The 13,292-nt window shown below is 39.3% G+C and carries 14 protein-coding genes and 1 other annotated feature; of the genes, 9 read left to right on the forward strand and 5 right to left on the reverse strand.

The window, feature by feature from the left end; all coding sequences use genetic code 11:
* Positions 1–7: 7 nt before the first annotated feature.
* Positions 8–631, forward strand: coding sequence for a response regulator transcription factor (locus BMW59_RS08290; RefSeq protein ID WP_093050098.1), 624 nt, complete (start codon positions 8–10; stop codon positions 629–631).
* A gap of 98 nt (positions 632–729) precedes the next feature.
* On the opposite strand, the gene BMW59_RS08295 is transcribed toward BMW59_RS08290, so the two are convergent.
* Positions 730–1,452 (reverse strand): Crp/Fnr family transcriptional regulator, encoded by a 723-nt coding sequence (locus tag BMW59_RS08295; protein WP_093050100.1) that lies wholly within the window; start codon positions 1,450–1,452, stop codon positions 730–732.
* 104 nt (positions 1,453–1,556) lie between these two features.
* Between BMW59_RS08295 and BMW59_RS08300 the strand changes: the two genes are divergently transcribed.
* The 3 genes from BMW59_RS08300 to BMW59_RS08310 all read left to right on the forward strand — a co-directional run bounded on the left by BMW59_RS08300 (position 1,557) and on the right by BMW59_RS08310 (position 3,517).
* A complete protein-coding gene (locus BMW59_RS08300) occupies positions 1,557–2,372 on the forward strand; it encodes a DUF2268 domain-containing putative Zn-dependent protease (protein WP_093050103.1) in 816 nt (271 codons plus the stop codon).
* A gap of 88 nt (positions 2,373–2,460) precedes the next feature.
* A complete protein-coding gene (locus tag BMW59_RS08305; RefSeq protein WP_093050106.1) occupies positions 2,461–2,688 on the forward strand; it encodes a YuzI family membrane protein in 228 nt (75 codons plus the stop codon).
* A 70-nt stretch (positions 2,689–2,758) separates the two neighbouring features.
* Positions 2,759–3,517: a DUF3603 family protein gene (locus tag BMW59_RS08310; protein ID WP_093050109.1), complete on the forward strand. Its 759-nt coding sequence runs from the start codon at positions 2,759–2,761 to the stop codon at positions 3,515–3,517.
* 30 nt (positions 3,518–3,547) lie between these two features.
* Here the strand turns inward: BMW59_RS08310 and trpS are convergent, their stop codons facing one another.
* Positions 3,548–4,534, reverse strand: a complete 987-nt coding sequence (gene trpS, locus BMW59_RS08315) for a tryptophan--tRNA ligase (RefSeq protein ID WP_093050112.1) — start codon at positions 4,532–4,534, stop codon at positions 3,548–3,550.
* A 76-nt stretch (positions 4,535–4,610) separates the two neighbouring features.
* Positions 4,611–4,854: a binding site (T-box leader), on the reverse strand.
* Positions 4,855–5,032: 178 nt separating this feature from the next.
* Here trpS and BMW59_RS08320 point away from each other — a divergent pair.
* Together BMW59_RS08320 and BMW59_RS08325 are read left to right on the forward strand one after the other, a co-directional pair.
* Positions 5,033–6,184 (forward strand): dicarboxylate/amino acid:cation symporter, encoded by a 1,152-nt coding sequence (locus BMW59_RS08320; RefSeq protein WP_093050115.1) that lies wholly within the window; start codon positions 5,033–5,035, stop codon positions 6,182–6,184.
* A 57-nt stretch (positions 6,185–6,241) separates the two neighbouring features.
* Positions 6,242–6,799, forward strand: a complete 558-nt coding sequence (locus BMW59_RS08325) for a TlpA family protein disulfide reductase (protein ID WP_177174243.1) — start codon at positions 6,242–6,244, stop codon at positions 6,797–6,799.
* 161 nt (positions 6,800–6,960) lie between these two features.
* Here the strand turns inward: BMW59_RS08325 and BMW59_RS08330 are convergent, their stop codons facing one another.
* Both BMW59_RS08330 and BMW59_RS08335 read right to left on the reverse strand, forming a co-directional pair.
* A complete protein-coding gene (locus BMW59_RS08330) occupies positions 6,961–7,956 on the reverse strand; it encodes a sodium:calcium antiporter (RefSeq protein WP_093050121.1) in 996 nt (331 codons plus the stop codon).
* A gap of 284 nt (positions 7,957–8,240) precedes the next feature.
* Positions 8,241–8,783: an HD domain-containing protein gene (locus BMW59_RS08335; protein ID WP_093050124.1), complete on the reverse strand. Its 543-nt coding sequence runs from the start codon at positions 8,781–8,783 to the stop codon at positions 8,241–8,243.
* 309 nt (positions 8,784–9,092) lie between these two features.
* Here BMW59_RS08335 and BMW59_RS08340 point away from each other — a divergent pair, with 309 nt between their 5' ends.
* The 3 genes from BMW59_RS08340 to BMW59_RS22220 all read left to right on the forward strand — a co-directional run bounded on the left by BMW59_RS08340 (position 9,093) and on the right by BMW59_RS22220 (position 12,016).
* Positions 9,093–10,319 (forward strand): putative glycoside hydrolase, encoded by a 1,227-nt coding sequence (locus BMW59_RS08340; protein WP_093050127.1) that lies wholly within the window; start codon positions 9,093–9,095, stop codon positions 10,317–10,319.
* A 913-nt stretch (positions 10,320–11,232) separates the two neighbouring features.
* On the forward strand, positions 11,233–11,799 hold the full coding sequence (locus tag BMW59_RS08345; protein ID WP_093050130.1) for a GNAT family N-acetyltransferase: 567 nt from the start codon (positions 11,233–11,235) through the stop codon (positions 11,797–11,799).
* An 88-nt stretch (positions 11,800–11,887) separates the two neighbouring features.
* Complete coding sequence (locus BMW59_RS22220; protein ID WP_255717402.1) at positions 11,888–12,016, forward strand: hypothetical protein; 129 nt, start codon at positions 11,888–11,890, stop codon at positions 12,014–12,016.
* 222 nt (positions 12,017–12,238) lie between these two features.
* On the opposite strand, the gene BMW59_RS08350 is transcribed toward BMW59_RS22220, so the two are convergent.
* Positions 12,239–13,270: a YheC/YheD family protein gene (locus BMW59_RS08350; RefSeq protein WP_093050133.1), complete on the reverse strand. Its 1,032-nt coding sequence runs from the start codon at positions 13,268–13,270 to the stop codon at positions 12,239–12,241.
* Positions 13,271–13,292: the final 22 nt, after the last annotated feature.

The following is a 13,292-nucleotide window of genomic DNA, read 5'->3' on the forward strand; positions in this document are numbered from 1 at the left end:
AAAGAAGATGGACAGGAAGATTAAAGTGCTGGTTGTAGATGATCATGAAATGGTACGAATGGGGCTGGTTACATACTTAAACGTGGAAGATGATATAGAAGTGGCCGGTGAAGCCGGAGATGGGGAAGAAGCCATTAAAGCTGCTGCTAAATTCGATCCTGACGTCATACTGATGGACTTGCTTATGGAGAAAATGAATGGGATTGAAGCAACGAAGGTCCTTTCGAAAAGCCGGGCAAAAATTATAGTTTTGACAAGTTACCTCGATGACGAAATGCTGTTTCCTGTAATGGAAGCAGGAGCCTTCAGTTACTTGCTGAAAACATCAACAGCAGATGAAATTGCTTCAGCTATTCGTAAAGCTGTAAAAGAAGAGCCGACTTTTCAGGGGCAGGTGACTCAGAAAATGTTCAGGCATATGAATAATAAGCCGAAACATGAGGAATTGACCAAAAGGGAAAAAGAAGTCCTCTGCCTGATCGGTCAAGGTAAATCAAATAAAGAAATCGGGGAAGAGTTATTTATTGGTATAAAAACGGTGAAAACTCATGTAAGCCATATACTGGCAAAGCTTGAACTGGAAGACCGTACTCAGGCGGCAATATATGCCCATAAACATCATCTTGTATAGAAAAACCTTTCTCTTCTCCTGGGGCAGTGAAAAAAGCCGTCCTTCCTTATTACCGGAGGACGGCAGCCGGATGGGCTATGAGTCCTGTCTGCTTCCCATCAGGATAAAGTACATATTTCCAAAGGACATTTTTCACAATGGAGGTGCTTTTTTAGCTCTTCTATTTTTTTTATAACTATATAGCCATTCTCAATCTCGGTTACCCCGTCTTTTTTAAGTTCGTTGAACATCCGGTTGACTGTTTCCCTTGTTGATCCGATAAAATAGGCAAGCTCCTGGTTAGTCAGCTTCATGTCTATTTTAATTCCTTCAGGATGTTCAATTCCGTAAGAGTGTGCGAAGCGAATAAGGATGGAGTAAAAGGCGCCTGTCTTGCCATATAAGAGCAAATCAGAAAATTTCGCCTGAGTGGCTTGCGTATTTCTTGCAAAAAGTTTAATAAAAACTGTGGCAATTTCCCCGTTTTGTATAAACAGTCCTTCGAGTATATCTCTGTCGAAGCGGATGAGTGTGGCAGGTGTTTTTGCTTCGGCTGTCATACTTGCACGCATGTCATTAAACAGGCTGAATTCCCCAACAATGTCATTTTCCCTTTTTATATGAATAACAAATTTTTTATCATCCATTGTCATTTTGCTCATTTGAACTTGCCCTTTAGTAATTAAATATATATATTTTACTGTTTCTCCTTCATAAAATAATATTTTGTTTTTTGGTACTGTAACCTTTTCTCCATGTAATAAGAGATGCTGCTGGTTTTCCTCGGACAGCTGTTCGAAAAAAGGATTATAATTTTTGTAATTATATAGTTTTTTTGACATTGAGTACCCACCTTTCTTGGGTTCGCATACCTTAATGGTAGCATATCACAATATATATTTTAAAAAAGTGAAGCAAATCACTAAAAACTTTTGGGAGGTATATAGTGAGACTATATGATACGTCTTCCTGGGTGTTCCGCCACCATCTGGAAAAAATACCGTTAAACAAGGCCTTCCAGCCGCTGTTTGATAAAGATAAAACAAAAATTAAGGAAGAATGGTTCAATTTTCTTATGTCCCAGGGAATGATGCCTGTATCTTTAAAGACAAAACGGGACTGGATGGTATGGAGAAAAAAAATAAATTTAATTAACTTGAAAAAGCATATGGTGGATTTAAAAAAAGAGTTTAAGGGTCCTGAAATTGATATATTTTTATTTCCCTTGAACCAGCGTCATACAAACATAATGGAGGAACTTGATGGTAAAAACGGCTGCACGTTTCCTGACTATATTATAGCTTTTTGGAAAGATTCGCTTCCGGAAAATGATCAAAAAGCTTTATTGCTGCATGAGTACCATCACGCCTGCCGGATTAAATATCAGAGAATAAAAGAGAGTTCGATTACTTTATTGGAATCAATGATTATGGAAGGACTGGCTGAATGGGAAGTTCAAAACCGGCTGGGGAAAGAATATTCAGCTCCATGGATAAAGAGATATCCTTCAGAAATGGTTGAAAGCTGGTGGAAAGATATTTATTCAAAGAATATTAATCTTCGGGGAAGGCAAAACCACGCAGATTTATTGTATGGCTCGAGAAAGGGAATTCCCCCATTAATGGGATACCAGCTCGGTTATGAAATTATTAGTAATTATTTGAAAGATGATCAATCTTCAGACTCCCGGGTTTTGCTCGAAATAAAAGATCATCAGTTTTTAACAGGTAAATTTACTAAAAATAAGCAGGTAAAGGGATGAAATCTCGTTTGCGAGTCCTAATGCCTGTTTTCCTTTCATAGAATATCTTAGGTGGTTAATCGCCAGGTCCTGTGAAGGGAGGGGCTTCATGAAGTTTTTTATGTTAATTGTAGGCTTCGCTCTCGCCGTCTTTGGGGGCGTAAGTTTAGTAGCTTATTTGAATTTGTTAACGGTTGGTTACTCCCTTCAGAACTTCTTATTATTTTTGGTGCAGCGAATTGAAACGTATATGTTTGCTGCCGGTATATTTATCATTTGGATAATTGTCTATTTTCCAATGAAAAGAGGAAATAAGAGAAAGAAAATTAAGAAATAAAGCCTTTGTGGAATAATATGGATACGATCTGCGAATACTGTTGGCAAAGAATAAGTAAGGAGGTCTGTCCATGCTTCACATGAGGGATGTTTGGGTAAACTGGTTTGAGGGAGAAGAGAACAGCTACAATGTCTGTGAATTTTTTGAATGGAAAAAAAGCGACAGGATTGAACTTCTGGATCAAGTGGCGGTAGTCAGAATAACTGATACCTTGCTTGATTATATTGAAAATACACTGCAGGAACTTCCTGAGGAGCTCCTTGCAGACGTTTATAAACAAAGCTTTATCCGGCAGAAAAATGAGCGGAGTGCATTGGAGTATTGTTTTATAGCAACAAATGGGACAAGGGCTCTCATCGTTGATACATTAGGTTATCATACGCCAATTCGAAAAAGCCGGATGGTTCCGAGACAGGAAGAACAACTGAGAAAACTGGTGGAGGAGCATCCTGTATCAGATTACTATATGGATTACCTGGAATGTGATAAACAATATCATATGCTGTCTCCCGAACCGCATTTGATGCACGGACTGGTCAGGCGGGAGAAACAATTAAAGCAACTGCTGTTTATGGCTTTCGATCAGCTGTACTGCCAGGCTGAACTGGCTGAATTAAGATACTGGTATACTGAATGGGCTCCGCACAAATATCATGAGATACAATTAATGTCTTTTGATGAAGCTTGGGACGGCCTATTTAATGATATAAAGCACGGATGGTCTAAGCGTCATGAAAGTTATTGTCAGTCGATGATAAAAGGCCAGCCCTTCTTCGAGAAACTGTGGGAACTTCAGCAGCCTCAAGAAAAGAAAAAAACGAAAAGGTAATATTTTGGGGGGAGGCCCCCCCAAAAAATATTACCTTTTTCTGCCGAGGCCGATTGCTTTTTCTGCTTTTTTTAACATTTTATAAGCCGTTCTGTTTGCTTTATCTGCCCCGGTATCCAGGATGTCGTCCAGTTCCTCAGAGGACATCAGCTGCTCATATCTTTCCTGTATTGGTTTGAGGGTCTCGACAACAGCTTCAGCTGTTTCAGATTTAAATACCCCGTAACCACTGTCTTTATATTTTTCTTCCAGCTCTTTAATAGTCATGCCCGAACATAGAGAGAAGATAGTGAGTAAATTGGAAACGCCTGGTTTATTGTCAGGATCATACCGGACTTCTCCGTCTGAATCTGTCACAGCACTTTTTATTTTTTTCACGATTAGTTTTTCGTCGTCAAGCATGGAAATATAACTTTTAGGATTAGGGTTTGATTTACTCATTTTTTTAGTCGGTTCATTTAAAGACATTATTCGCGCCCCGACTTCAGGTATTTTTACTTCAGGAACGGTAAATATATCGTTATACCGATGGTTAAACCGTTCAGCGAGATTTCTCGTTAATTCCAGATGCTGTTTCTGGTCTTCACCCACCGGTACAATATCTGTTTTATATAGAAGAATATCAGCTGCCATGAGTGGAGGATAGGTTAACAAAGCAGAAGAAACAGCTTCTTTTCCTTCAGATTTATCTTTAAATTGTGTCATTCGTTCCAATTCTCCTATATAGCTTACACATTGCATAATCCAGCCGAGTTGGGCATGAGCCGGGACCTCTGATTGAATAAATAAGGTCGATTTCTCAGGGTCGATCCCTGCGGCTAGATACAAGGCTGCAAGGCTTTTAATATTTTTGCGGAGTTCCAGCCGGTCCTGGGGCACGGTAATCGCATGCTGGTCTACAATACAAAAGAAACAATTGTGCTCATCCTGCAGATCCACAAAGTTTTTCATAGCTCCTAAATAATTCCCTAAAGTTAAAGTTCCGCTTGGCTGAATACCGGAAAAGATTGTTTTCATTAATTTCATCCTTTCAAAATGTGTTATGTGTAAATGTTAAGTTCCATACAAAAAAGCCCATTCGTCCCTAATAGATACTAGGGACGAATGGACCGCGGTGCCACCCTGTTTATTTCCATATACACGGAAATCGCTTCATGACCTCACCACTGACTGGTAAGGAGTCTCAAGGTAACGTTTGAGAAGACGGACCCGCCTACTGTTATTTTGGCCGGCCAGCTCGAAAGGCCATTCCTTTTCACCGCATGTTCTGCTTTCACCATCCGCAGACTCTCTGATCATGCTACAGGAAAAGTACTTCTCTTTCTCATCGCTGTTCATCTTAAACTTATCACATTATACGACGTTTAAAAATTAAATGCAAACATCCAATTAACTTAAAATTAAGACTTTTTTTAAACCTGTTGATTAATCTCTTTACGCAAGGCAATATAAGTAGTGCTAAGTAAATACAAATGTCTTTCAAGCGAGGACAGTTCATGAAGGGAAGAAAAGGAAATGAAATTAATTTTAAAACTAATTGCAGGCATCACAGCAGGTATCGTTGCAGGACTAATTGGAATAGACTGGCTTACCAGAACCCTGCTTACTTTCAGAGACATTTTTGGAGAATTTATTGGATTTATGATTCCTCTGATCATTCTGTTTTTTATTGCTTCAGGAGTTTCAAAGTTAGGGGCACATTCAGGTAAACTGGTTGGAATGAGTGTAGGGACTGCATATTTATCTACGTTAGCAGCAGGTATTGCAGCTTTTTTTATTGCCACTATCGTTATGCCGCTTATTGCTTCAGAAGGGACAGTGCCTGAAGAAGGAGCGGGTCCGGAAGGTTTTTTCTCTTTTGAAATTGATCCGCTAATGGGGGTAATCACTGCACTAATTACAGCTTTCTTATTCGGAATAGGAATGGCTAAAATAAAGAATGATGTTTTAATCCGCTTTTTCGATGAAGGAAAAACAATTATTGAAATAGTCATTAAACGTATCATTATTCCTTTGCTGCCATTTTACATAGCAGGCATTTTTGCAGCATTAGCTGCAGAAGGAACCGTGTTTGACACGTTACAAGTTTTTGGACTTGTACTGGTTATAGCTGTTTTAACTCACTGGGTCTGGATTTTTATTCAGTATGTTGTAGCAGGTAGTTTTACCGGGCGAAATCCATTATCTTTGTTAAAAAACATGCTGCCGGCATATTTTACGGCGTTAGGGACCATGAGCAGTGCCGCTACAATCCCCGTGACATTGAGGCAGGCAAAAGTAAACAAAGTGAGGGAAGATGTTGCGGACTTCAGCATTCCACTTGGTGCCACAATCCATTTATCAGGAAGTGTGATTACGATTGTCAGTTGTACCATAGCTGTTATGTCTGTTTTAGATGGCTATGCGGTTCCGGATTTCTTTACAATGCTTCCCGTGATAGCCATGTTAGGTGTAATCATGATTGCTGCTCCGGGAGTTCCGGGGGGCGCGATTATGGCAGCGATTGGTATCTTAACTTCTATGTTAGGATTTAATGAAGCGGCTGTCGGGTTAATGATTGCTTTGTATATGGCTCAGGACAGCTTTGGAACAGCTGCGAATGTAACAGGAGACGGCGCAATCGCTTTAGTTGTTGATAAGTTTACAGCTAATGCTAAAAATTCATAGTCACTGTCATTTGTCCCTTCTTTTTCACATAAGGATTGAATGAGAGGGGGACAGGATATGCTGGAACGTGCTAAATGGGCTTTAATGTTTTTTTTACTGTGTGCTGGGGGCGTTTTTTACCTCTTTTCTTCAAATGAATGGGTAATGGTTGAAAAAGCAATGTCGGAAACTGCTGCTCAGGAAGATGACTCTCTTTATAGCCTGCCGTTGGAAACCATGGACGGAAACCAAGTGACTTTAGGGAACTTTCAGGGAGAAAGGTTATTCGTATTTTTCTTTACGACGTGGTGCCACGTTTGTCAGGAGCAGTGGAAGGAAGTAAAAGAGGTTCAAGGCGGTCCTTCAGCCGATAAAATAAAGATAATCGCGGTTAATTTAACAAAAGAAGACAGAAATAAATCAGAAATAGAAAATTACGTGAGACAGACAGAACCTGGGGAGATCGATGTTTTGCTCGATACAGAAGGAAAAGCTCAAAAAGAATTTAAAGTGATGGGGATCCCGACAAGTATTATAATTGATGAAAAAGGCCAGGTCATGGAACGGACGGACGGGCTTATGTCCGCTCAAAAAATAAATGAAAAAATAGAGGCATGGACCAAAGAGTCTCCTTAAAAGTATACTCTTTTAAAGGTAAATGTTGATTTTGGAATCAGGCAAGCATTTTAAATGTGAACAATCCATTTATAAAACATTAAAAAAGAATGGCTCTCACCTTTTAGTGAGGCCATTCTTTTTAAAACGGTTTCCGGAAAATAAATAAGAGCATATATTAATTAACTTAAAGTCCATAAAAAGTAACTGCTTATAAAGTAAAAGACGATGACTATAACAGAAGGAAGAAAGTAGTTATAAGTGTTTGATATTTTTGACTGGGCAAAGATCATTCCGGCAAGGATGACCACGTTTAATATAATTACGGCTGCAGCTGTAATGAGTACGACCGGGGATACAAAAGATAAAACAGGCCCGCTTCTGTAAAAGAAGTCACTCAACACAAGAATCAGCAGATTAAACATATTACTTCCCAGGATGTTTCCAACAGCCAAATGGTAATTAGCCAATTGTACAGCTACAATTACTGTAACCACTTCCGGGAGGGACGTCGCTCCTGCAATCAGGAAGGTCCCTATAAAACTTGAACTAAGACCCGTAGCAGCAGCAATCGCATCCCCTGAAACAGTTAAAGCACTTCCTGCTATAAAAATAACAAGGGCAGCTAGAGCAAAACCGAATTTAGCTTTTTTTAGAGATATTGCTCCTGTATGATAAGATGATTCGGCCGCAGCTTCAGCTTCTATTTTATTGGCCTGGGAAGAAGAAGAGATCATTTTCATCCCTACGGTATAAAATAATACAAGCAGGTACATCTCTATTCCGATGTTGAAAAAGTGATAGCCAGTAGGAGATAATACAGCAATAAATACAAACGCCATAAGGCCGACATTGACAAAGCCAGTCATAAGGTGGTCGAGCCCAATGTTACTGAACATTTGCCGTCTTCTGAAATAGACGTCTGCAACAGCTAATATAAGAAGGTTAAACAGATTACTTCCAAGTACATTACTCACTGCTATATCAGGATTATTTAGAGATATAGCAGTCAGGCTCGTCGTTACTTCAGGAAGAGAAGTGGCCCCGGCTAATAAGATTGTACCTGCCATCATCCCTCCTAATTTCGTTCTTTCTCCAATGACGTCAGCAAAGGAAGATAGTTTTACAGCAGAATAAATGGTAATAAGTGCAGCCAAAATAAAAACCACATACATCATTATGATCTTCTCCTTAAATTAGCGCCTTGCAAATTCAGTCTGTTCAACACAAAAACAGACCTCTTTATGAAACACCTCCATATTAACTTGGAAATGTTTCATAAAAAGGTCTTGCATACTCCGGGACTCCCAAAGCTTTATGAACCGGACGCCAGGCGTCGTCATGACGATTCATAAACCAGTATGGTTGCTACTCCCCTTTTTATATAAGCGCAATTATTTTGTTACTATTAATGTAGCACGCCTAGTGGTAATTAGCAATAAAAAAGTGCCAGCCAGTTTTTTTAAGAGGCTGGCTGGTTTTCATTATCCTGGGACAGGGTGTGTTCTTCTATTTTTTCATCTAATTTTTTTATCATATGAAGGGCTTTTTCTTCAGAAATAAACCGGTAGTGATGAGTCCCGCCCGGTTCTTCATCCGCTTCATCTGCTAAAGCCACTACTTCCTGAAGCGGTTCGCGCCGGATGCCGCGATCCGGAAGATATGAATCAGTATGGAGCAGTATGGCCAAAGCAATTTCTTTCGCAGACACTGGGTTCTCATCCAGACGGATTAGTAACTTATGTGCCCGTTCAGCCCCTTTTATTGCATGTATATCATTTTCTTTATACAGATTGTAGTCCCATTGACCGTTCCTGTACCATGTATAATGCCCAATGTCATGTAAAAACCCGGCTTTAACAGCTAAATCAGGGTTTACCCCGCGCTCTGCTGCAAAGTTAAAAGCATGATATGCAACGGAGATGGCGTGAGCCATACCTGCACGCTTAACGTATTTCTGAGCAATAGGGTGTCTATAAATTTCTGTAAGTGTCACACGCTTCATACTGTCATCTCCTCCTTTGCCTGTAAAAATGTATATTGTTCAATATTATATCTTTACATACCCGGTTTGTCAAAAAGAAAACTGGACACGTGACTAAAATTTACACTTTTTTCCGGAAGACGCAGTTAATTTAAAAATATCCATTGGTTAGTGAATCATTTCATTGTATAATTTACCAAGTAGAGACATAGTGTTCATTTTTAAGCAGGCAGTTCAATTATTTTAAACTGGTTACATAATAACGAGTGAAACACCTGCAGTTACCAAACAATAATATAGCACATCTATTTGAAAAGGCAGGGAGAAGGTATGTTAAATAAAAAAAAGTTAGTATCGGTGTTAGGTGCTGCCGCAATAGGCGGTATGATTTTACCCTCTGCAGCACACGGAGAAGAAGAGACGGTAACGGTTTCTTACCACAGTGAAAAGCAAACAGTTCTTGAAGCACGGGAATGGCCTGAGCGGGTGGCTCGGTTTACTTTTGATTCAGGGTATACATTTGAATACCCGGACGCGGTCAGAGGGGTTTTTGTGACCGGACACTCAGCAGGAGGAGCAAGATTTAATGAGTTACTTGAGTTAGTGGATACGACAGCTTTAAATTCAATGGTTATAGATATAAAAGATGATCATGGCTTCTTAACTTACAGACCTGAAGAAGATGATCCTTATTATGATATTTCCCAAAACATGATAGGGAACCCTGAAGAAATGATGGAGACATTGGAAGAGAATGAAATTTACCCTATTGCACGAATAGTTGTATTTAAGGATACATTATTAGCTGAAGATAGGCCTGATTTGTCGTTTACCCAAAACGGGGAAGTATGGAAGAACAACAGGGGAGAAGCATTCGTTAATCCTTTTATGGAAGAAGTCTGGGATTACAATATAGATATTGCCATAAAAGCTGCAGAAATGGGTTTCCAGGATATTCAGTTTGATTATGTCCGTTTCCCTGAAGGTTTCGAAAATCGGGATGATATACTGGATTATGACGGTGGAGAATACACCAATAACCCTGGGGATAACGTTCAAAGAAGGGTGACTGCAGTCACGGACTTTGTAGCGCATGCAAGAGAAAGGCTGGAACCGTATGATGTAGATGTCTCAGTTGACATATTCGGCTATGCTGCAACGATCTCTGAAGCTCCGGGAATCGGACAAAACTTTTCTAAGATTTCAGAAAATGTTGATGTTATTTCTTCTATGATTTACCCAAGTCATTGGACACCGCATTTCGGCCTTGATAAGCCTGACCTTTATCCTTACGAGCTCGTCGATGCTTATGCACAGATTGAAAATGACGTTCTTGCTGCTCTGGATGAACCGCCTGTGTCGCGGCCATGGATTCAGGATTTTACAGCTGCTTACCTTGGATCGGGGAACTACATGAATTATGGCAAAGATGAAGTAGAGGCACAAATTCAAGCCTTATATGATAACGGTATTCATGAATTCCTGTTGTGGAACGCTGGAAACAGGTACTCACAAGGCGTTGACTATATGCTTGACCTCGATTTGGAAGATAATTAAATGGAATCCGAGGCTGGGACAAAAGAATAGTAATCATAAAGAAAGCCGAACAAATCTTATGATTTTTGTTCGGTTTTTTCGCTTTTGCACTTAATAAAAAATTAACTTTGATAAATAGTAATGGCAGTGAGTTCAGTCAGCCAGGCGGACGCTTGCCCAGGGGATTGTCTTTTTAATCTGTCGGTTCACTTCCGGCGAAGGCTTACCCGAGGGCTTGTCTTCAACTAACTTTCCCGAAGGATTGCTTCGGGAAAGTGGATTTTCAGACTTCGCCTATCCTCCGGGTGTCCTCGCCTTCGTTCACCGGAAAAAAGTATTTAGCGGGGCGTTATTTCTCCAGGATTAGCTAAAATTAACCCAGCCTGGAGCTTCGTTGAATTGGATCTTCAGACTGCGCTTAACCCCTGTAACGTCGCCGCCTTCTGTCCTTTAATCAAAATAAGCTAAAAAATGATGAGGTTCAAAAATCACGAGACGCCTGCAGGAAAAGCATCTTCTGAAGATCCCGCAGGCGATCTTTGCCGAGGAGCTGAAGAGATGCCTGCGGCAAGCGAGGGCGTTTATGAACCTCATCTCACCTTATGGTCTATTGTGAATTCATTCTTCGGTTATCCTAGATTTAATTTAGTTTTGTCCCAGCCTTGTTTTTTGTATAAATGATTTTTTTATGCCTGGCTGGTTATATATTTGGCGCATTGGAGAGTAATTTTAATAATGGCTCTGCAGACAGTAACTGAGAGGTTTAAAGTCAGACAAAACTTCAATTACTCAGGCTAATCCCCCTTTATGATTTTTATGAAAACGCATATAATAACACTATAGAGATAAATGAAGAGATAATCTGCTGTTTTAGTTAAGTGCAAACCGGGTATAGAAATGGTTGAAAACCATTACAGATCGATGGAGGTCACACATGAATTGGTATAAGAAGCTTAATCAGTACTTTCCTATAGAAGAAATGAAATCAAAAGAGCATATGGAACTGCTGCTGCAGGAAAAGAAAAATATTTATAAAAAAGATGACAGTCCGCTTCATGTTCTCATGTATGCGGAAACGGATGATTTTATATTTGTTGATTACCTTTTTGTTTCCAAAGAGGCCAGAGGGCAGGGCTTAGGAAAGAAATTATTAAATAAAATGAAAGGTAAAGGAAAGCCGATTATCTTAGAAGTAGAACCAATTGATTATGAAGATACAGATACCGAAAAAAGAAGACGGTTTTATGACAGAGAAGGCTTCAAGCACGCTGAATCGATCGGTTACCGGAGACGTTCTCTTGATACTGGGGAAGTTAATGAACTTGAGATATTATACTGGTCTCCGACAGATGAACCTGAAGAAAGTATTTATCAGAAAATGTGTCATACGTATGAAACGATTCATACGTATAAAGATAAAGAAATTTATGGAAAATCATACGAAGATGTGAATGAAGTTTTAAGCTTTGACGAAAAGACGAAGGAAGAACCCGCCCGTTAAAGTTGTGTTTCCGTCTGGCAATTCGCCGGACTGTAATATAGACATCTGTTGTCTTGTCAAAACACATTAGAAAGGAGAGTGTTTTGCAATGGGTAGCAGAGCTAGAAGAAAGTTAAAGAAAAAGGTACTGTGGAAAGATCTGCTTAAACGAAAGTGGGATGAAGTTAATAAAATCCCTAAAAAACAGCCTGTGTCACAATTTAAATGGATTGCCTGACGGAACAAAGAGCCAGCTCTTTTTCATAAAGAGCTGGTTTCTTTTGAAATCCTGTGTGAAATGAGTTTTTTATCAGAAGCGTAAAAATGCGGAGCGGGCTTGCAAACTTTTTTCCTGCTTTCGTGATTGTAATTTAATTGTTAATTGATAATATCTTAGTCTAATTGAAAACAGAGAGCTTTTCTGCCAATGGAATGGCCTTAATAAAGAGGAAGAGTTTAATTAATTTTCAGCTAAATAACAGGCGAAATCAAGAGGTTTAGTATACATTTTTTCCAACAAATCCGGGTCTCTGACTTTTTTAGTAGGCTGACCGTTTATCTCCAGCATAAACAGCTGATTTCTGTCGTCAATCATAAAATCAGCACTTAGTTCACCAAACTGCCCAGCTTCTTCTTCTAAAGCTTTGGCAGAGGCAATACTGATCAGTTCTAACTTTTTTTTAAAAACTGCTCTCTGGAGAAATCCCATATTAAGTCTCTTGAGGAGATCCTCCAAAGGGAGCATTTTTAAAGCGGCATTTGTAACGTAAACACGGGGGATGGCGATTCGGGCCAATCCGCCTGAAACCTCCCATTTGCCAAGCCTGTTTTTATGAATAATCACTCTTATATCAAAGATGCTTTCGTTTACTGCAGCACTTTTAATTTCCTTCTGCACTATATATTTTTTCTTTCCTGCTATCTCTTTTATTTTAGTGAGGCACAGCTTTTCGTCGTTAAACACAAAAACAGGGGTAGATGAATGATCGTAAATATTATACTGCCCCGCTTCTTCTTTCCATTCAACTCTGTAAATGAGGACTCCTTTAAGCCCGTGGCGCGGCTTTAAATAGAGTACTTTATATCTCTTTAAAAGAGGCAGAAACTCTTTTTCTTTAAACATAAATGTATCTGGGAGAAAGAATGCAACAGGGGATTCACTCAATGTTTCATATGTCTGCCATTTATCTAACCGGTTGACTGTATTAAAAACTTTTTTACCTCCCAGTTTTTCTTCAAGCTTAGCTATTGTCTGCTGTTGTTTTGTATAAATTAAATTAATCACGCTGTTTGGAAAAGGGAATTCCTTAGTAATGGTTTCTCCTTTTGAAACAGTCAGCCCGCTGATTTTCTCCTCTTGCCAATTTATACCGGACGGTGTAAATGCAAACAATTCAACATTAGGGTTTTTATTAAAACTTATAAACCTTTTAAGTTGTTTTTGCCTGGGCTTTTTGTTTGTCATAATACCGATTAAGATTTTATTGTCCATTTTAATCACCTGATACAGGATA

It is taken from the genome of Salipaludibacillus aurantiacus, assembly GCF_900111295.1.
Taxonomy (GTDB): Bacteria; Bacillota; Bacilli; order Bacillales; family Salisediminibacteriaceae; genus Salipaludibacillus; species Salipaludibacillus aurantiacus.

Excerpts from the sequence above, each read along its gene's own strand:
- BMW59_RS08305 (WP_093050106.1), top strand. The coding sequence starts at position 2,461 with ATGAAGTTTTTTATGTTAATTGTAGGCTTCGCTCTCGCCGTCTTTGGG.
- BMW59_RS08320 (WP_093050115.1), top strand. The coding sequence starts at position 5,033 with ATGAAATTAATTTTAAAACTAATTGCAGGCATCACAGCAGGTATCGTT.
- BMW59_RS08295 (WP_093050100.1), bottom strand. The coding sequence starts at position 1,452 with ATGTCAAAAAAACTATATAATTACAAAAATTATAATCCTTTTTTCGAA.
- trpS (WP_093050112.1), bottom strand. The coding sequence starts at position 4,534 with ATGAAAACAATCTTTTCCGGTATTCAGCCAAGCGGAACTTTAACTTTA.
- BMW59_RS08330 (WP_093050121.1), bottom strand. The coding sequence starts at position 7,956 with ATGATGTATGTGGTTTTTATTTTGGCTGCACTTATTACCATTTATTCT.
- BMW59_RS08325 (WP_177174243.1), top strand. The coding sequence starts at position 6,242 with ATGCTGGAACGTGCTAAATGGGCTTTAATGTTTTTTTTACTGTGTGCT.
- BMW59_RS22220 (WP_255717402.1), top strand. The coding sequence starts at position 11,888 with ATGGGTAGCAGAGCTAGAAGAAAGTTAAAGAAAAAGGTACTGTGGAAA.
- BMW59_RS08345 (WP_093050130.1), top strand. The coding sequence starts at position 11,233 with ATGAATTGGTATAAGAAGCTTAATCAGTACTTTCCTATAGAAGAAATG.
- BMW59_RS08340 (WP_093050127.1), top strand. The coding sequence starts at position 9,093 with ATGTTAAATAAAAAAAAGTTAGTATCGGTGTTAGGTGCTGCCGCAATA.
- BMW59_RS08310 (WP_093050109.1), top strand. The coding sequence starts at position 2,759 with ATGCTTCACATGAGGGATGTTTGGGTAAACTGGTTTGAGGGAGAAGAG.
- BMW59_RS08335 (WP_093050124.1), bottom strand. The coding sequence starts at position 8,783 with ATGAAGCGTGTGACACTTACAGAAATTTATAGACACCCTATTGCTCAG.
- BMW59_RS08290 (WP_093050098.1), top strand. The coding sequence starts at position 8 with ATGGACAGGAAGATTAAAGTGCTGGTTGTAGATGATCATGAAATGGTA.
- BMW59_RS08350 (WP_093050133.1), bottom strand. The coding sequence starts at position 13,270 with ATGGACAATAAAATCTTAATCGGTATTATGACAAACAAAAAGCCCAGG.